Source organism: Amycolatopsis sp. NPDC004079 (assembly GCF_040610415.1).
GTDB classification, from domain to species: Bacteria; Actinomycetota; Actinomycetes; order Mycobacteriales; family Pseudonocardiaceae; genus Amycolatopsis; species Amycolatopsis halotolerans.
Map to the genome: position 1 here is coordinate 75017 of NZ_JBEXMH010000037.1, position 17942 is coordinate 92958.

Sequence of the window (17942 nt, forward strand, 5' to 3'; positions counted from 1 at the left end):
GCACGACCCGCGCGGGCCGTGCACTACGGAAGACGTTCAGAGCGCCGAGGCGTTGGTCTCGAACGCCCGCAGAGCCGCGGCGAGGTCCGGCCGGACCCGCACCTGCAGGCGCGTGCCGTCGGCGACGTGCTCCTCTTCCAGCACCTCGCCCTCCGCGTGCGCCCGCGACACGAGCTCGCCCCGCGCATACGGGACCAGCACGTCGATCACCGTTTCCGCGCGCGGCAGCCGCTCGGCCAGCACCTCGGCCAGGTCGGCCACGCCCGAACCGGTGCGCGCGGAGATCTGCACCGAACCGGCCAGCGCGTGCCGCAGCCGGGCCAGGGTGACCGCGTCGGCCGCGTCGGCCTTGTTGATCACCAGCAGTTCCGGCGGAAGCGGTTCCTTGCGGCTGCGGGTGATCTCGGCGAGCACCTCGCGCACCGCGTTGACCTGGTCCTCCGGTGCCGGGTCGGAGCCGTCCACGACGTGCAGGAGCAGGTCGGCGTCAGCCGCCTCCTCCAGCGTCGAGCGGAACGCGTCCACCAGCTGGTGCGGCAGGTGCCGCACGAACCCGACGGTGTCGGTGAGGGTGAACGTGCGCCCGTCGGCCGTCTGCGCCCGGCGCGTGGTCGGGTCCAGGGTGGCGAACAGCGCGTCCTCCACCAGCACCCCGGCCCCGGTCAGGGCGTTGAGCAGGCTCGACTTGCCGGCGTTGGTGTAGCCGACGATCGCCACGCTCGGCACCTCGTTGGCCACGCGCTTGCCGCGCTTGGTCTCGCGGATGGTGTCCATCGCGGCGATCTCCCGGCGCAGCTTCGCCACGCGCTTGCTGATCCGCCGCCGGTCCGTCTCCAGCTTCGTCTCACCAGGCCCGCGCAGGCCCACGCCGCCGTTCGCGCCGCCCGCGCGGCCACCGGCCTGCCGGGACAGCGCCGAACCCCACCCGCGAAGCCGCGGGACGAGGTACTGCAGCTGGGCCAGCTCGACCTGCGCCTTGCCCTCCTTGGAGCGGGCGTGCTGGGCGAAGATGTCGAGGATCAGGGCGGTCCGGTCGATCACCTTGACCTTGACCTTCTCCTCCAGCTGGCGCAGCTGGCCGGGCGAAAGCTCGCCGTCGCAGATCACCGTGTCGGCGCCGGTCGCCACGACGATGTCGCGCAGCTCGCGCACCTTGCCGGAGCCGACATACGTCGCCGGGTCGGGCTTCTGCCGCCGCTGGACGATGCCTTCGAGCACTTCCGAGCCCGCCGTCTCGGCCAGTCGCGCCAGTTCGGCCAGCGACGCCTCGGACTGCTGGGCGGTGCCTTCAGTCCACACGCCGACCAGCACAACGCGCTCCAGCCGAAGCTGCCGGTACTCGACCTCGGTGATGTCCTCGAGCTCGGTGGACAGACCCGCGACCCGGCGCAGCGACGCGCGGTCCTCGAGCTCCATCTCCCCGACCGAGGGGTCGTAGGGGTCGTTGTCGTCGTAAAAGTCTTCGTGTGTCTGTTCTGTCATCGTGCCTCCATGGTCCCACGTTTCGGCGCGGGAGCCGAACGGATTACCTGCTGGGATAAACCGAGACGTACACGGCGGTGCGTTTCGCGGCCGGATCCCGGGGCCTGGCCGCGAATTCCTCGAGCAGCCCGTCGAGCCGCCGCTTGAACTCCGCGACCTCCTCCGCGTCCGCCTGGACCACGAGCCGGGTCGTCTCCGTCTCCGCCAGGTCGGCGTCGGCCATCTCGGCCAGATAGGCCTCGAGCATGGCCTCGTTGACCACGACGGGGTCCGCGCCGCCGTAGTCCAGCTGCCAGGAAAGCCCGGTGGACAGGTACGGGATCTCCTTCGCTCCGCGCGCGCCGCGCCGCGGTTCCTGCGGGACGAGAAAACCGGCGTCGACCAGCCGTCGCACGTGGTGCAGCGTGGTCGCCGGGTCACGGCTCAGCCGCGCCGCCAGCTCCTTGTTCGTCATCGCCTCGAAAGAGGTCAACCGGATGATGCGCAGCCGTATTCCGGAGGCGAGCGCGGCGACTTCGGCTTCGGTGGAAGGACGTCGTTTCAGCGGCACCCGCGCAGCCTAAACAAAGTGATTGACTCTTTCCAATCACTGGACAACACTCGATCGGGTGCGTCGAGACTCGTTGTTCTTCCACGCCGACTTCCGCAGGCTGTGGGCCGGGGACACGGCGAGCCAGCTGGGGATGTTCGTCGGCATCACCGCCATCCCGCTGCTCGCCGCGGTCACGCTGGCCGCCACCCCGTTCGAGATGGGCCTGCTGACCATGGCCGAGACGCTCGGCTTCCTGGTCATCGGCCTGCCGGCGGGCGTCTGGGTGGACCGGATGCGCAAACGGCCGCTCATGCTCGCCGCCGACCTGGCCCGCGGGATCCTGCTGCTCAGCATCCCGTTCGCGTGGTGGGCCGGCGTGCTCACCATGGCGCAGGTGCTGGTGGTCGTGCTGCTCGTCGGGTTCGCGACGGTGTTCTTCGACGTCTCCTACCAGGCGTATCTGCCCGCGCTGGTCGGCCGCGAAAAGCTGCTGGAAGGCAACGCGAAACTGCAGGGCGTGCAGTCGTCGGCGCAGATCGCCGGGCCGAGTCTCGCCGGCGTGCTCGTGCAATTCGCCGGCGCGGCCAGCACGGTCCTGATCACCGGGCTCGGCTATCTCACGTCCGCGCTGTGCCTGTGGCGCATCCGCACCGTCGAAACCCGCCCTGAGCGCGCCGAACACGACCGCTTGATACCGCAGATGCTGGAAGGCCTGCGGTTCGTCGTCTCCGACCGGCCGCTGCGCGCGATCGTCTCCTGCACCGCCACGTCGAACCTGTTCAGCGGAGTGGTGCAGGCCGTCGAGGTGCTGTTCCTGACCCGCACCGCCGGGCTGAAACCGGCCGAGGTCGGCGGGCTCCTCGCGGTGAGCGGCGTCGGCGGCATCGCGGCCGCGCTCTGCGCCGGGCCGATCATCCGGAAGATCGGGCAGGCCCGCTCGATCTGGCTGGTGCCGCTCATGGTGTGGCCGGGCGCGCTGCTGATCCCGTTCGCCGGGCCGGGCTGGCGGATCGCGCTCGCCGGGCTGGGCTTGGCGGCGTTCGGGTTCGGCGTGATCCTCTACAACATCGCGCAGGTCTCCTACCGCCAGGCGATCACCCCGGACCGGCTGCTGGGCCGGATGAACGCGAGCGTCCGGTTCGTCGTCTGGGGAGCGATGCCGCTCGGCGGGCTGCTGGGCGGCGCGCTCGGCGAATGGCTCGGGCTGACCGGCACGCTGTGGGTCGGCTGCGCCGGGGAGGTCGCCGGGACCCTGTGGGTGCTCTGCTCACCGCTGCGGCGCATGCGCGACCTGCCGACTGGCGGGGAAATCGCTGTACCCGCCCCGTAAAGTGCGGGCATGAACGAGAAGATCCCGCACAAAGTCGGCGTCGACGGCCTTGCCGCCAAATGGGTACCGGTGTGGGAACGCGAAGGCGTATACCGGTTCGACCGCGCGCGCCCGGACGTCTACTCGATCGACACGCCGCCGCTGACCGCGAGCGGTTCGCTGCACATCGGGCACGTCTTCTCCTACACGCACACCGACGTTCTCGCGCGCTACCAACGGATGCGCGGCCGCTCGGTCTTCTACCCGGTCGGGTGGGACGACAACGGCCTGCCCACCGAACGCCGCGTGCAGAACCATTTCGGCGTGCGCTGCGAGCCCTCACTGCCTTACGACCCGGCCTTCACTCCGCCGGAAAAGCCCGGCAAGAACGCGCTTCCGGTGTCGCGGCGCAATTTCGTGGAACTGTGCCTTGAGCTGACTGAAACCGACGAGAAGGTGTTCGAGGAGGTCTGGCGGAGCATCGGGCTTTCGGTGGACTGGACGCTGGCGTACCAGACCATCGACCCGGCGACCACGGAGATCTCGCAGCGCGCGTTCCTGCGCAACCTCGCGCGCGGCGAGGCGTACCAATCCGAAGCCCCGACGCTGTGGGACGTCACTTTCCGCACCGCCGTCGCGCAGGCTGAACTGGAAGACCGCGAACGGCCGGGCGCGTATCACGATCTCGTGTTCACGGCGGATGACGGCGAAGTGCTGATCTCCACGACGCGGCCCGAATTGCTGCCCGCGTGCGTCGCACTCGTCGCGCATCCGGATGACGAGCGGTACCAGGGCCTTTTCGGAAAGACCGTGCGCACGCCGGTGTTCGGCGTCGAGGTGCCGGTGCACGCGCACCATCTCGCCGATCCGGAGAAGGGCACCGGCATCGCGATGGTGTGCACCTTCGGCGACACGACGGACGTCACCTGGTGGCGCGCGCTTCAGCTGGAAACGCGCCCGGTGCTGGGCCGCGACGGCCGGTTCCGCGCCGAGCCGCCGCACGGCGTTCCGGCCGGGGCGTACGAGCCGCTGGCGGGCAAGACTGTCCACACTGGACGCCAGATCGTGGTCGACCTCCTGCGGGAGGCGGGCACGCTGCGCGGCGAGCCGAGGCCGATCACGCATCCGGTGAAGTTCTACGAAAAGGGCGACAAGCCACTGGAAATCGTCACCAGCCGCCAGTGGTATCTGCGCAACGGAGGCCGCGACGACGCGCTGCGCGCGAAACTGCTGGCGCGCGGCGAGGAGCTGAACTGGGTCCCGCCGCACATGCAGGTCCGCTACCGCAGCTGGGTCGAAGGCCTGACCAGCGACTGGCTGGTCAGCCGCCAGCGGTTCTTCGGCGTGCCGATCCCGGTCTGGTACCCGCTGGACGCCGACGGCGAGCCGGACCACGACGCCGTCCTGGTGCCCGCCGACGCGAGCCTGCCGGTGGACCCGAGCACCGACGTTCCGCCGGGCTACGCCGAGGAGCAGCGCGGCGTGCCGGGCGGGTTCGTCGCGGAGGCGGACGTGATGGACACCTGGGCCACGTCGTCGCTGACTCCGCAGATCGCCGGGCGCTGGACCATCGACGACGACCTGTTCCGCCGCGTGTTCCCGTACTCGCTGCGGCCGCAGGCGCACGAGATCATCCGCACCTGGCTGTTCTCGACCGCAGTGCGCGCCGAGCTGGAGGAAGACGTCCTGCCGTGGCGGGACGCGGTGATCTCCGGCTGGGTGCTCGACCCGGACCGCAAGAAGATGTCCAAGTCGGTCGGCAACGTCGTCACCCCGGCGGATCTGCTGGAGCGGCACGGTTCCGACGCGGTGCGCTACTGGGCGGCCAGCGCTCGCCCGGGTGTCGACACGGCGGTCGACGAAGGCCAGATGAAGGTCGGGCGACGGCTGGCGACGAAGCTGTTGAACGTGAGCAAATTCGTGCTCGGCCTCGGGACGCCCGCAGCCGAGTCGGTCGCGACGGAGCCGCTGGACCGGTCCGTGCTCGCCGCGCTGGCGAAGATGATCGAGGAGGCGACAGCCGCCTTCGAAGCGCTCGACCAGGCGCGTGCGTTGCAGGTGACGGAGACGTTCTTCTGGACGTTCTGCGACGACTACGTGGAACTGGTGAAGGGCCGCGCGTACGGCGACCTCGGCGCGGCGGCAGCGGAATCGGCACAGGCGGCGTTGCGGACCGTGCTGTCGGCGTTGGTGCGGATGTTCGCGCCGGTGCTGCCGTTCGCCACAGAAGAGATCTGGTCGTGGTGGCAGGAAGGTTCGGTGCACCAGGCGTCCTGGCCGACCGCGCCTGACATCGACGGCGACAGCACGCTGCTGCCGCTGGCCGGTTCCGTGATCGCTGCCGTGCGCCGGGCCAAGTCCGACGCGAAGGTGTCGATGCGGACCGCCGTCGAGACGCTGTCGGTCACCGCTCCGGCGGACGTGCTCGAAGGCTTCGCCGGAATCGCCGAGGACGTGCGAGTCGCCGGCGTGGTCAACACCGTGGCCACCCAGGAAGGCGAACTCTCGGTGGCGGTGACGATCAGCTGATCAAGCGCCCGCGGCGAGCCACCAGGCTTCGTCCAGCTCGCCGCGGGCCACGATCTCGGCCGGTCCGGACAGCGTCGATTCGCCGCGTCCGACCGTGACCGACACGCGGCCGCCCGGAATGTCCACTGTGGATTCGCCGGCGTCCTTGCCCGCGAGGTGCAGCGCGGCGGCCACCGCGGCGACCGTGCCGGTGCCGCAGGCGCGCGTCTCCCCCACGCCGCGCTCGTGCACGCGCATCCGCAGCGCGCCCTCGGAGAGCACGTTGACGAACTCCAGGTTGACGCCGGTCGGGAACACGTCGTGGTCGAAGTCGGGCTGGTCGCGCAGGTCCAGGCCGGCGATGTCGGTGTCGGTGACCGACACCAGGTGCGGGTTGCCGACGTTCACCGCGACCCCGGAGAACGGCTGCCCGGCCACCACGGTGACCGACGTGCCGGTGATCGCCGCCGGGCCCATCTGGACGGTGACCGAACGGTCCGGGTGCACGACGACCGGCCGGTCGCCCGCGCGGGTGCCGATGACGAACTCGCCGTCCTCGGCCAGCCCGGCGTCGACCAGGTAGCGCGCGAAAACGCGGGTGCCGTTGCCGCACATCTCGGCGATCGAGCCGTCGGCGTTGCGGTAGTCCATGAACCACTCGCCCGCCGACTCTTCGCCGATCGCCTTCGCCCGCACGACGCGCAGCACGCCGTCCGCGCCGATACCGCGCTGCCGGTCGCACAGCGCCGCGACTCGCTCCGCGGTGAGGTCGAGGCGGCCGGCCGCGTCAGGCAGCAGCACAAAGTCGTTCTGCGTGCCGTGGCCCTTGAGGAATTCGATGCCGCCCATGCGTCCAGGCTACTGGTCGAGCACGGTGAGGACCCGCGCGGCCAGGTCCGCCGATCCGCCGTCGAACCACTGGATCCGCTTGTCCCGCCGGAACCACGAACGCTGCCGCCGCACGAACCGGCGGGTGGCCTGCGCGGTCGCCGCCGCTGCCGCCGCGAAGTCGCTTTCGCCGTCCAGTTCGGCCAGCACCTGCTGGTAGCCGAGCGCCCGCGAAGCGGTTTTCCCGTCCCGCAAACCGCGACCGAGCAACGCGCGCACCTCGTCCACGAGACCGCCCTCGAACATCCGCTCCACCCGCAGGTCGACGCGCTCGTCCAGCTCGGCGACCTCGCGGTCGACCCCGATCAGCACGGTGTCCCAGCGCGCCGGACCCGGTTTCGGCAGGTTCGCCGAGAACGGCTCGCCGGTGATCTCGATGACCTCCAGCGCGCGCACGATCCGCCGGGTGTTCGTGGGCAGGATCGCGGCCGCGGCGACCGGGTCGCGCTCCCCCAGCCGGGTGTAGAGCGCGGCGGTGCCGAATTCGGCGGCCTCTTCGTCGAGCCGCGCGCGCACCGCGGGGTCGGTGCCGGGGAAACGGAGGTCGTCCAGGACCGCTTGCACATACAGCCCCGAGCCGCCAGTCAGCACCGGAACCCGGCCCGCTTCGAGAATCCGCTCGATCGTGCCGCGGGCGTCACGCTGATAGGCGGCGACCGACGCGGTCTCGGTCACGTCGAGTACGTCCAGCAGGTGGTGCGGGACCCCTCGCCGTTCTCGCGTAGTCGCTTTGGCGGTGCCGATGTCCATGCCCCGGTAGAGCTGGAGCGCGTCCGCGTTCACCACCTCGCCGTCCAGCGCCAGCGCCAGCTCGACGGCCAGTGCCGTCTTCCCGGTGGCGGTGGGGCCGACGACGGCCACCGGACGGGGCCGTTGAGCAGGGCTGATCACGCCGCAGAACGCTACCCGGCCGGGGCGGGACGCGGGCACGGAGCGTCAAGGAGAAGTAGGATCAACGCTTTCAGGCGGCTCATCCAGTACCACGGCGCGCGCTGAGCTGCTTGAATGCCGCTGGGGCCCCATGCCCCCGGCAGAGCACGACAACAGCGTAACCCGGCCCCGCTCACGCGGCGGGGCGCCCGCAGCCGCGGGCGTACAGGCGATAAGGAGCCTGCGATGGCCCAGGAGAACACGTCCCCCGGCACCCCGGCACCGCACCCGGTGCCGCACGCGCACGGCGCCGGCCATGCCGCGCCTCCGGTGCCGCCCGCCGAGCCCGCCCCCGCCACCTGGGGCCGGGTCGACGGGGAAGGCACCGTTTACGTCTTCACCGCCGACGGCGAACGCGAGGTCGGGGTCTGGCAGGCAGGCACGCCCGAGGAGGGCCTGCTGCACTACGCGCGCCGCTTCGACGACGTGCGCACCGAGGTCGAACTGCTCGAAACGCGGCTGAACTCCGGGGCGGGCGACCCGAAGCACGCGCTGTCGAGCGCCACCCAGATCCGCGACGGGCTCGGCGAGGCGGCCGTGGTCGGCGACCTGAAGGCGCTCTCCGCGCGGCTCGAGTTCGTGATCGGGCTGGCGGAGAAGGCGCTGGTCAACGTCAAGCACGAGCGCGAGGAAGCCCGGGCCGCGGCGGTCGCGCGCAAGCAGGCGCTGGCCGACGAGGCGGAGAAGATCGCCGCCGATTCCACGCAGTGGAAGGCCGCGGGCGACCGGCTGCGCGCGATCCTCGACGAGTGGAAGACGGTCAAGGGCGTCGACCGCAAGACCGACGACGAGCTGTGGAAGCGGTTCTCGAAGGCGCGCGAGGCGTTCAACCGCCGCCGCGGCTCGCACTTCGCCGAACTGGACAAGCAGCGGGCGAGCGCGAAGCAGCGCAAGGAAGAGCTGATCGCCGAGGCCGAGTCGATCGCCGATTCGGACGACTGGGGCGCCACCGCGGGCCGGTACAAGGACCTGATGGCCGAGTGGAAAGCCGCCGGGCGCGCGCCGAAGGACAGCGACGAGGCGCTGTGGCAGCGGTTCCGCGCGGCGCAGGACGCGTTCTTCGCCCGCCGCTCGGCCGTGTTCTCCGAGCGCGACGCGGAGTTCGCCGGCAACGCCCAGCGCAAGGAAGAACTGCTGGTCGAGGCCGAGAAGATCGACGTCGCGGCCAACCTCGAGGCGGCCAAGTCGGCGCTACGCCGGATCCAGGAGCAGTGGGACGAGATCGGCAAGGTCCCGCGCGAACGCATCCGCGAGCTGGACGGTCGGCTCAAGGCCGTGCAGGACGCGGTGAAGTCGGCCGAGGACAGCCGCTGGCGCCGCACCGACCCGGAGGCGCAGGCGCGCGCCGCGCAGTTCCGGGAGCGCGTCGAGCAGTTCGAATCGCAGGCCGCGAAAGCGCGGGCCGCCGGGGACGAGCGGCGGGCGAAGAAGGCCGACGAGCAGGCCGCTCAGTGGCGGGAATGGATGGAGGCCGCGGAAGCCGCGGTCGCCGATCGCTGATTTTCCCGAAACGGCCGGTACCGCTGGGTACCGGCCGTTTTGCCGCCCGCCTCCGCCAAGTCCGTGAAGGGCCCCTTGAGGGAATCTGATTCCTTCAAGGGGCCCTTCACGGACGTTTGCCGGAAGCGGTTCAGTCGCGCGAGAACGCCGTCCGCATCCAGAGCGTCGCCAGGATGATCGTCGCGATCCACGCCACGATCATCCCGATTCCCGGACCGTCGCCGGCCGCTCCGCTGGCGTGCGCGGACTGCTGCGACCAGATCGCCAGCAGGCCGTCGACCGAGGCGAACCAGCCGCCCGCGGCGCAGCACCACGCGACCCACCAGCGGCGCGACACGAGCGCGACCGCGCCGATGAAGACGCCGACGCCGGTGGACGTCACGGCGAACAGCTGCGGGACCCCGCCCGCCTCGCCCGCCAGCGTCTCCCAGCCCGCGCGGCCCTGGGCCCACGGCAGGATCTGGGCCACCAGCAGCACGAACATCAGCACCGAGATGGTGAAGCCGCGCCTGCCCAGCTCGACCGTGCGCGCGGCGTTGCGGCCCGCGTCGTCGATCTCGTCGCTGAGTCGCCGGTCGACCTCGGCCGGCGTTCCCGGTTCGCTCATCCTGCACACCCACTCACCGGGGCAGGCTGCGCCGCCGGGGCTCCGAAGCCCGGCAGTCCCAGGGTGACCCCGCTCGTCTTGGGCCGAAGACCGGCTTCGGCGTTGTCGCCCGCTCGCGTGCGGCGATGCGTCAGAAGGTCGCCGTCGGCGACGAGGTGGTGCGGCGCGCCGTAGCTGATCACCGTCTCCACGACGTCGCCCGGCCGGACCGAACGGTCGACGGCCGGACCGGACGGCGTGAAGTGCACCAGCCGTCCGTCGCGGGCGCGCCCGCTCATCCGGTGCGTCTCCGCGTCCTTGCGGCCCTCGCCCGCGGCGACCAGCAGCTCGACCCGGCGGCCGACCAGCTTGCGGTTCTCTTCCCAGGAGATCTCGTTCTGCAGCTCGACCAGCCGGTCGTAGCGCTCCTGCACGACCTCCTTCGGCAGCTGCTCCGCCATCTCGGCGGCGGGCGTGCCGGGGCGCTTCGAGTACTGGAAGGTGAACGCGCTCGAGAACCGCGCGGCGCGGACGACGTCGAGCGTCGCCTGGAAGTCTTCCTCGGTCTCGCCGGGGAAGCCGACGATGATGTCGGTGGTGATGGCGGCTTCCGGCATCTTGGCGCGCACCTCGTCGAGGATGTTCAGGAACCGCGTCGACCGGTAGGAACGGCGCATCTCGCGCAGCACCCGGTCCGAACCGGACTGCAGCGGCATGTGCAGCTGGTGGCAGACGTTCGGCGTCTCGGCCATCGCGTCGATGACGTCCGAGGTGAACGCGGCCGGATGCGGCGAGGTGAACCGCACGCGCTCCAGCCCGTCGATCCCGCCGGTGGCGCGCAGCAGCTTGCCGAACGCGAGCCGGTCGCCGAACTCGACGCCGTAGGAGTTCACGTTCTGGCCCAGCAGGGTCACCTCGAGCACGCCCTCGGCGACCAGCGCCTCGACCTCGGCGAGGATCTCGCCGGGACGGCGGTCGCGCTCCTTGCCGCGCAGCGACGGCACGATGCAGAACGTGCAGGTGTTGTTGCAGCCGACCGAAACCGACACCCAGCTCGCGTAGGACGATTCGCGGCGCGCGGGAAGCGTGGACGGGAACGTCTCGAGCGATTCGAGGATTTCGACCTCGGCCTCGGCGTTGTGCCGCGCGCGCTCCAGCAGCGTCGGCAGCGAACCGATGTTGTGCGTCCCGAAGACGACGTCGACCCACGGCGCGCGCTTGACGATGTCGCCGCGGTCCTTCTGCGCGAGACAGCCGCCGACGGCGATCTGCATGTCCGGATTGGCGACCTTGTCCGGGCGGAGGTGCCCGAGGGTGCCGTAGAGCTTGTTGTCCGCGTTCTCCCGCACGGCGCAGGTGTTGAACACGACCAGATCCGGCTTCGACGGCCCCGCGGCGGGGACGTAGCCGGCTTCCTCAAGCTGCCCGGCGAGCCGTTCGGAGTCGTGCACGTTCATCTGGCAGCCGAACGTGCGGATCTGGTACGTTTTCGCGTTCATCGTGCTCCAGCCTAAACCCCGGAGCCCGCGCCGGACCCGGCACCCGCCTTGTGGGCGTTATGCGACGGCGTCCGCGACCTGGCTCGCCTGGCATTCCGTTAATCGGGAAATGTGCCGTTGACCGGGAACGGAAATGCACTGAACCGGGCACCGCGGAACAATACCGCCGGAATTTTTCCTATTGTTTTCCGCGCGCTCCCGAAGATAAGATCACCGCCATTGTTTCCGAATCGGACCGCCGCCGCTCTGGAGGAAAAGTGCGCAAGGTTTTCGCCTGCTCCGCGGCTGCTGTCGCGAGCACTCTCGCCGTCGCGGCATTGGCGGCCGCTCCGGTCGCCGCGGCCCCGGCCCCCCGCTCGGTCACCTGGTCCGCCGACCCGGCCGACGGCGCCAAGGCGTTCAACTCGGTCCAGTGCGCCGACGGCCACTTCAAGACCGCGGACTCCGCGAAGGGCAAAGTGTTCGTCGCCGAGCAGCTCGCGAAGGAGGAACGCTGCGAGGCGGTCGGCCCGGACCTCGAAGCGGGCAAGACCTTCTACCTCGGCTGGTCGTCGAAGTACCGCATCACCGACTCCACCAGCCGCTACGTGTTCCAGCTGAAATGCAGCCCGAGCACCGGCACCGCGAACCACCCGATCGTCCTCAAGATCTCCGGCGGCAAGCTCCAGCTGGAGGAATGGACCGTCGACCACACGAGCGTCAAGCTCTGGGAAGCGCCGGTCTCGAACGACCAGTGGCACGACATCGCCTTCCGGATCTCGACCGACCGCACCAAGGGCACCATCCAGTTCTGGTTCGACGGCAAGCAGCAGACGTTCTCCGACGGGTCGACCACTTACACCGGCACCACGATCGACGGCGACCGCAACTATCTGAAGTGGGGCGTCTACCACGAGGCCGACGCGACGGCGACGCAATGGTTCAGCAAGATCCGGATGGGCAGCAGCCTGACCGACGTCACCGGCTGACCTCTGGCACCATCGCCCCATGCGATGGAGGCGGACGCTGGCGCTGGCAGTGCTGATGGTGCTGCTGAGCGGGTGCGGGCCGAGCTTCGCGAACCTGCACCTGCGCGTCGCGGCCGGGTCGGTGGGCGGCGTCTACCACGACCTCGCCGGGCCGCTGGCGTCGTCGTGGGCGGGCGAACTCGGCATCGAGACGCCCGAGGTGCTCGCCACCCAGGGGTCGCGCGACAACCTCAACCGAGTGCTTTCCGGGGGCGCGGACGTCGCGTTCGTCGCCGCGGACCTGGCCGCGGACGCGGCGGCCGCGCACCCCGGCAAGCTCGCCGCGCTGGCCCGCATCCACGACGACTACCTGCACATCGTCGTCCGCAAGGATTCGCCCTACACCTCGGTGTCGATGCTGCGCGGCCGCCACATCGCGGTGGGCTCCCCGGAGTCGGGCGTCGAGTACATCGCCGACCGGGTGCTGGGGGTCGCCGGGCTGAAGGGCGCGGTCGCGATCGACCAGCTGAGCCTGGACGATTCGCTCACCGCGCTGGCCGACCGCAAGATCGACGCGATGTTCTGGTCCGGCGGGCTGCCGACGCCGCTCATCACCGAGTACAACCGCAAGATCGGCCTGCGGCTGCTCGACATGTCCTCGCTGATGCCGGGCATGCAGCGGTTCAGCCCGGTGTACGGCACCGCGACCATCCCCGGCAGCACCTACGACCAGGGCGGGCCGGTCACGACGCTGGTCGTGCCGAACTTCCTGGTCGTGCCCACCTCGATGTCCGCCGACGTCGCGGAAGCGCTCACGAAGGGCCTGTACGACGCCCGCCCGGCGCTCGCGGCGGTCAACCGGGCGGCGCTGTCGATCGACGTGCATCCGGGGATCGAGACAGGGCCGCTGCCGCTGCACCCCGGGGCGTTGGCGTATTACCGCGCGGAGAAGGTCTAGATCGACACCATGGTGACAAGACCGCGACCGGCTTGAACCGCGTCCGTCACCGCTGCCAGGTGTGCGCTGGCGTGCCAGTGAAAGCTGTCCCAGTCGACGACCTGCCACATGCCTGCCCGCGTACCGGCCGGAGCGAGGTGCTCGCCGGGCACCGGGTGTTCTTCGGCCGCCGCGGCGAGTTCCTCCCACGGCACCGGCAATCGCGCGACGGCGGCGGCGGTATCCGGACGGAACGCGTAGATGACGTCGCCGCTGCCGTCGAGACCGGCGTCGGCGGCCAAGTCGTCGCGGTCCTCGGCGGTCCAGTCGTAGACGACGGCGCACGGCAAGACCTGGCCGAATACCGCGTCCGCCGGTTGCCGCAGCCGTTCGGGCAAGTGCGGCCGGAGCAGGTCGTAGTACTGCCCGGCTTCGAGGAAGGCCTTGCCGCCCGGAAGCCGGTGCTCGGTGAAGTACGGCTGGTCGTCGTAGTCCCAGTAGAAGCCGGAGCCGCCTGCTTCGCGGTACGCCGCGACCGTCGGCGCCCAGTCGGCGACCAAGGCGAAGACGTCGATTCCCATCAGCGCTCCGCGACCGGGAAGTCCATCGAGATCCGCAATCCGCCGCCCTCAGGCAGGGACAACCGCATCTCGCCGCCGGAATGCCGGACGATCTCCGTCACGATCGCCAGCCCCAGCCCCGACCCCGGCACGTTCTGGTGCGCCGTGCTCCGCCAGAACCGGTCCACCGCCCGCTCCAGTTCGTCCTCTCGCAGCCCAGGACCGTGGTCGCGGACCGAAACCGTCACCCGGTCCTCCGTGACGCTCGCGGCCACCTCCACCGAGGTACCGGAGGGGCTGAACTTGAGCGCGTTGTCCAGCAGAGCGTCGAGCACGACCTCCAGGCCGCGCGGCGGCACGAGCACCCGCGCCCCGTTGGCGTCCACCGCGCTCTCCAGCGCGACCTCGCGAGCCGCCCCGACCACCGACCAGTCCGCGACCCGATCGGCGATCACCTCCGCGAGGTCTTCGGAGACCAGTTCGCCGCCCGCGGATTCGGCGCGGGCCATCGACAGCAGCTCGTCGAGGATCTGGTTCAGCCGCTTGGCGTCCACCTGCGCCGCTTCGAGATCGGCGGCCGCGGTTTCGTCGGTCACCTGGCCGTCGAGATTGCCCAGCCGGATCTTCAACGCCGTCAACGGATTGCGCAGCTGATGCGAGGCGTCGGCGACGAACGCACGCTGCGCGGCCAGCGCTTCGGACACACTCGCCGCCATCCGGTCGAACGACCGCCCGAGCTGCCGCAGCTCCGGCGGCCCGCCGCTCTCCCCCACCGGCTCCGCCTCCCGGCCGCTGACCACCGACGCGACCAGCGCGCCCGTCGCCTCGTCCAGCCGCCGGACCGGGCGCAGCGTCCAGCGCACCACCGGCAGCGCGACGAGCAGCGCGAGCCCGAAAGCGACCAGCGCGCACGCGGCCAGCAGCAGCCACTGCCACAGCAACTGGGTGCGGATGTGATCGGTCGCGGACTCCGTGACGACCGCGCCGCGCACCTCGCCGTCGATGAGGATCGGCTCGGCCAGCACCAGCGGTTTGCTGGCCCACGGCATCAGCAGCGGCCCGGCTTCGGGCGGACGGGCGGCGAGCGCCTCGTTCACCGGCACCCGGATCGCGGCCCGGTCGACACGCCGGGCGTCGGTGCCGCCCGGCGAGCTCAGCACCGGGTCGCCGTCCTGGTTCACCACGACCACTTTCACGCCGTACACCTCGGTGTACCGGCGCAGTTCGGGTTCGAGCCGGCTGAGCTGGTTGTCCAGCAGCGGACGCTGGGCGAGCGAGGCGAACCGCGAGGTGTCGGTGAGCCGGTCGAGGAAGAGCTTCTGCTGCAGGCTGCTCGCGATGCTCAACGCGAGCGGGATGCCGAGCCCGAACACGAGCAGCGCGACGAGCGTGACGACGATGCCCTGCAGCCGGACGCGCATCGGTCAGTCCCGCCGGATGCCCAGCCGGTAACCGACTCCGCGCACCGTTTCGATCAGCGCCGGACGGCCGAGTTTGGTGCGCAGAGTGGCAACGTGTACGTCCAGCGAACGGCTCTCCGCCGCGCCGCGGTGCCCCCAAACCTCGTTCAGCACCTGCTCGCGCGAACACACCGCGCCGCCCGCCGCCGCGACCAGCGCGAGCACCTGGAACTCTTTGCGGGACAACGCGATCGGCTCGCCCGCGACCAGCACCTCGTGCCGGGAGAGGTCGATCCGGACGTCGCCGACCTCGACCACCGGCACCGTCGGCGTGGTCTTTTCGGTGCGCCGCCTGCGCACCGCTTCGACACGCGCGAGCAGTTCCTCCACGTCGTACGGCTTGACCAGGTAGTCGTCGGCGCCGGCGCGCAGGCCGTGCACCCGGTCGTTCACCTCGCCGCGCGCGGACACAACGATCACCGCGACGTCGCTGACCGCGCGGATCTGGCGGCAGAGCACCACGCCGTCGACGTCGGGAAGGCCGAGGTCGAGGAGGATCACGTCGACGTCGTGGACCCGGTCGAGCACGCCGGCCCCGGACGGCAGCCGCTGCATGGTGAGGCCCCGGCGGACCAGCGCGGGGACGAGCGCGCCCGCGACCCGGTCGTCGTCTTCCACCAGCAGCACGCGCACGCTTCAGCCTCCCCGGTGATCCCGACCACGGTAGCCGGACTTTAGGGCGCCACGCCCCGCGGACACGGTGCGTGGCGGCCGCCACAGTCCCGACTAGGCTGAAAGCCGCCACGACGGCCGCATCCGATACGTAGTTGAAACCCTAAGTATTGCTCAAGCCGTCTTTACAAGAGATGTCCCGGTAGTAGGTTTCCGCAAGCGTTGCGGAACCCCGGTTCCGCGGACGCCGACGACCAACGGAGCTCTGGAGGCCACGATGACCACCGAGGTGGCGACGCCGATGATCAAGGCGGCCGCCGTGAACAAGTACTTCGGCGAGCTGCACGTGCTGCGCGAGATCACCCTCGAGGTGCCGCGCGGCCAGGTCGTCGTCGTGCTCGGGCCGTCCGGGTCGGGCAAGTCGACGCTGTGCCGCGCGATCAACCGGCTCGAGCCGATCAACTCCGGCGAGATCGCCGTCGACGGCGTGCCGCTGCCCGCCGAGGGCAAGGCGCTCGCCGCGCTGCGCGCCGACGTCGGCATGGTCTTCCAGCAGTTCAACCTGTTCGCGCACAAGACGATCCTCGAGAACGTCATGCTCGCGCCGGTGAAGGTGCGCAAGACCGCGCAGGCCGAGGCGCGCAAGACCGCGATGGAACTGCTCGAGCGCGTCGGCATCGCGAACCAGGCCGACAAGTACCCGGCCCAGCTGTCCGGCGGCCAGCAGCAGCGCGTGGCGATCGCCCGCGCGCTCGCGATGCGGCCCAAGGTGATGCTGTTCGACGAGCCGACCTCGGCGCTGGACCCGGAAATGGTCCAGGAGGTGCTGGACGTGATGACCGGGCTGGCGAAGGACGGCATGACCATGCTCGTGGTCACGCACGAGATGGGCTTCGCCCGCCGCGCGGCCGACCGCGTCCTGTTCATGGCCGACGGCGAGATCGTCGAGGACACGACGCCGGAAGAGTTCTTCACCAAGCCGAAGTCCGACCGCGCCAAGGACTTCCTCGGCAAGATCCTGACCCACTGACCCGTTCGGGGGAATCCCCCGGCGCCCCGCGGCCGAGGTGGCTGTAATCGGCCGTGTCCATCGGTGCCGCCCCGACCGGCACCGACGTTCCCGGACAGATTTTTCCCGGACAGATATTGGAGAGACTGACATGAGGATCCGCACCCTCGCGGCCGCCCTGCTCGCCGGCGGGCTGCTGCTCACCGCCTGCGGCAAGGAAGGCACCCCGGCCGGTTCCGGCGGGGACGCCAACACCAACGCCGCGGCGCTGCCGACCTACGAAGTGGCGAAGGACGTCAAGCTCGACGGCTCGTCGGTCTTCACGAAGATCAAGTCCGCGGGCACGATCACCATCGGCGTCAAGGACGACCAGCCCGAGCTGGGCCAGAAGGACCCGAAGACCGGCAAGTTCCAGGGCTTCGACGTCGAGATCGCCCGGATGGTCGCGGCGGGCCTCGGCTTCAGCGAGGACAAGATCAAGTACACGACGATCGACTCGGCCGCCCGCGAGCAGGCCATCTCCAACGGCCAGGTCGACCTCTACGTCGGCACCTACACCATCAACGACAAGCGCAAGAAGCTCGTGTCGTTCGCCGGCCCGTACTTCCAGGCCGGGCAGGACCTGCTGGTGCGCAAGGACGACACCTCGATCACCGGCCCGGAGACGCTGAAGGGCAAGAAGGTCTGCTCGGTCACCGGGTCGACCCCGATCCAGCGCGTGCGCGAGCAGAAGCTGACCGACCAGATCGTCGAGTTCCAGAAGTACTCGCAGTGCGTGGAGAAGCTGAACACGAAGGACGTCGACGCGGTCACCACCGACGACGCGATCCTCAAGGGCTACGCGGCGCAGGACCCGGACAGCTTCAAGGTCGTCGGCAAGCCGTTCTCGAAGGAGCCCTACGGCATCGGCCTGAACAAGGACGACAAGGTGCTGCGCGACAAGATCGACGACCTGCTGCAGGCCGCCGAGACCAACGGCACCTGGAAGAAGATCTACGACGCGACCCTCGGCAAGTCCGGCGCGCCCGCGACGCCGCCGGCCATCGAGCGGTACTGACCTGATCCGGCGGGGGGGGGGGGGGGGGGTGGGCCCCCCCCCCCCCCCCCCCCCCAAAAGGCCCAACGCCCCGGGGGCGGCGGCAAGGTCGGGGGGGGGGACGAGAATGGGGGCATGGGGGGGGAG

At 70.5% G+C, this 17942-nt stretch carries 16 protein-coding genes; 7 read left to right on the forward strand and 9 right to left on the reverse strand.

The genetic code is table 11. From position 1 onward, the window contains the following. Positions 1-36 precede the first annotated feature (36 nt). Both hflX and ABZX37_RS31160 read right to left on the reverse strand, forming a co-directional pair. Positions 37-1482, reverse strand: coding sequence for a GTPase HflX (gene hflX, locus ABZX37_RS31155; RefSeq protein ID WP_344267952.1), 1446 nt, complete (start codon positions 1480-1482; stop codon positions 37-39). Positions 1483-1525: 43 nt separating this feature from the next. Next, positions 1526-2032 (reverse strand): winged helix-turn-helix domain-containing protein, encoded by a 507-nt coding sequence (locus ABZX37_RS31160; RefSeq protein ID WP_354745559.1) that lies wholly within the window; start codon positions 2030-2032, stop codon positions 1526-1528. Positions 2033-2090: 58 nt separating this feature from the next. Between ABZX37_RS31160 and ABZX37_RS31165 the strand changes: the two genes are divergently transcribed. Both ABZX37_RS31165 and valS read left to right on the forward strand, forming a co-directional pair. Beyond that, on the forward strand, positions 2091-3344 hold the full coding sequence (locus ABZX37_RS31165; protein ID WP_354745561.1) for an MFS transporter: 1254 nt from the start codon (positions 2091-2093) through the stop codon (positions 3342-3344). Between the two features lie 9 nt (positions 3345-3353). Continuing rightward, positions 3354-5852: a valine--tRNA ligase gene (gene valS, locus ABZX37_RS31170; protein ID WP_354745563.1), complete on the forward strand. Its 2499-nt coding sequence runs from the start codon at positions 3354-3356 to the stop codon at positions 5850-5852. Here valS and dapF read toward each other — a convergent pair whose 3' ends face one another. After that, the gene (dapF, locus tag ABZX37_RS31175) at positions 5853-6680 is read right to left on the reverse strand and encodes a diaminopimelate epimerase (protein WP_354745565.1); all 828 of its coding nucleotides are present in this window, start codon (positions 6678-6680) and stop codon (positions 5853-5855) included. It lies immediately after the preceding gene. Positions 6681-6689: 9 nt separating this feature from the next. Further along, positions 6690-7610, reverse strand: a complete 921-nt coding sequence (miaA, locus tag ABZX37_RS31180; protein WP_354745567.1) for a tRNA (adenosine(37)-N6)-dimethylallyltransferase MiaA — start codon at positions 7608-7610, stop codon at positions 6690-6692. Positions 7611-7835: 225 nt separating this feature from the next. On the opposite strand from miaA, the gene ABZX37_RS31185 reads away from it, so the two are divergent. Further along, positions 7836-9149 (forward strand): DUF349 domain-containing protein, encoded by a 1314-nt coding sequence (locus tag ABZX37_RS31185; protein ID WP_354745569.1) that lies wholly within the window; start codon positions 7836-7838, stop codon positions 9147-9149. Positions 9150-9279: 130 nt separating this feature from the next. On the opposite strand, the gene ABZX37_RS31190 is transcribed toward ABZX37_RS31185, so the two are convergent. Beyond that, positions 9280-9756, reverse strand: a complete 477-nt coding sequence (locus ABZX37_RS31190) for a hypothetical protein (RefSeq protein WP_354745571.1) — start codon at positions 9754-9756, stop codon at positions 9280-9282. Further along, positions 9753-11234: a tRNA (N6-isopentenyl adenosine(37)-C2)-methylthiotransferase MiaB gene (gene miaB / locus ABZX37_RS31195; RefSeq protein ID WP_354745573.1), complete on the reverse strand. Its 1482-nt coding sequence runs from the start codon at positions 11232-11234 to the stop codon at positions 9753-9755. The genes ABZX37_RS31190 and miaB overlap by 4 nt, the downstream gene beginning before the upstream one ends. A gap of 257 nt (positions 11235-11491) precedes the next feature. Between miaB and ABZX37_RS31200 the strand changes: the two genes are divergently transcribed. Both ABZX37_RS31200 and ABZX37_RS31205 read left to right on the forward strand, forming a co-directional pair. Further along, entirely contained in the window at positions 11492-12202 is a 711-nt protein-coding gene (locus ABZX37_RS31200) for a heparin lyase I family protein (RefSeq protein ID WP_354745575.1), read from the forward strand. Between the two features lie 19 nt (positions 12203-12221). Continuing rightward, positions 12222-13139, forward strand: coding sequence for a TAXI family TRAP transporter solute-binding subunit (locus ABZX37_RS31205; protein ID WP_354745577.1), 918 nt, complete (start codon positions 12222-12224; stop codon positions 13137-13139). Here ABZX37_RS31205 and ABZX37_RS31210 read toward each other — a convergent pair. The 3 genes from ABZX37_RS31210 to ABZX37_RS31220 are packed head-to-tail and all read right to left on the reverse strand — an operon-like array spanning position 13136 to position 15771. After that, a complete protein-coding gene (locus ABZX37_RS31210) occupies positions 13136-13699 on the reverse strand; it encodes a hypothetical protein (RefSeq protein WP_354745579.1) in 564 nt (187 codons plus the stop codon). The genes ABZX37_RS31205 and ABZX37_RS31210 overlap by 4 nt on opposite strands. Beyond that, entirely contained in the window at positions 13699-15099 is a 1401-nt protein-coding gene (locus ABZX37_RS31215; RefSeq protein WP_354745581.1) for a HAMP domain-containing sensor histidine kinase, read from the reverse strand. The genes ABZX37_RS31210 and ABZX37_RS31215 overlap by 1 nt, the downstream gene beginning before the upstream one ends. Positions 15100-15102: 3 nt before the next feature. Further along, on the reverse strand, positions 15103-15771 hold the full coding sequence (locus tag ABZX37_RS31220) for a response regulator transcription factor (RefSeq protein WP_354745583.1): 669 nt from the start codon (positions 15769-15771) through the stop codon (positions 15103-15105). 280 nt (positions 15772-16051) lie between these two features. Here ABZX37_RS31220 and ABZX37_RS31225 point away from each other — a divergent pair, with 280 nt between their 5' ends. Both ABZX37_RS31225 and ABZX37_RS31230 read left to right on the forward strand, forming a co-directional pair. Further along, a complete protein-coding gene (locus ABZX37_RS31225; protein WP_354745593.1) occupies positions 16052-16780 on the forward strand; it encodes an amino acid ABC transporter ATP-binding protein in 729 nt (242 codons plus the stop codon). 130 nt (positions 16781-16910) lie between these two features. Continuing rightward, positions 16911-17816 carry a glutamate ABC transporter substrate-binding protein gene (locus ABZX37_RS31230; RefSeq protein WP_354745585.1) on the forward strand — a complete coding sequence of 302 codons (906 nt, stop codon included), beginning with the start codon at positions 16911-16913 and terminating at the stop codon, positions 17814-17816. Positions 17817-17942 lie beyond the last annotated feature (126 nt).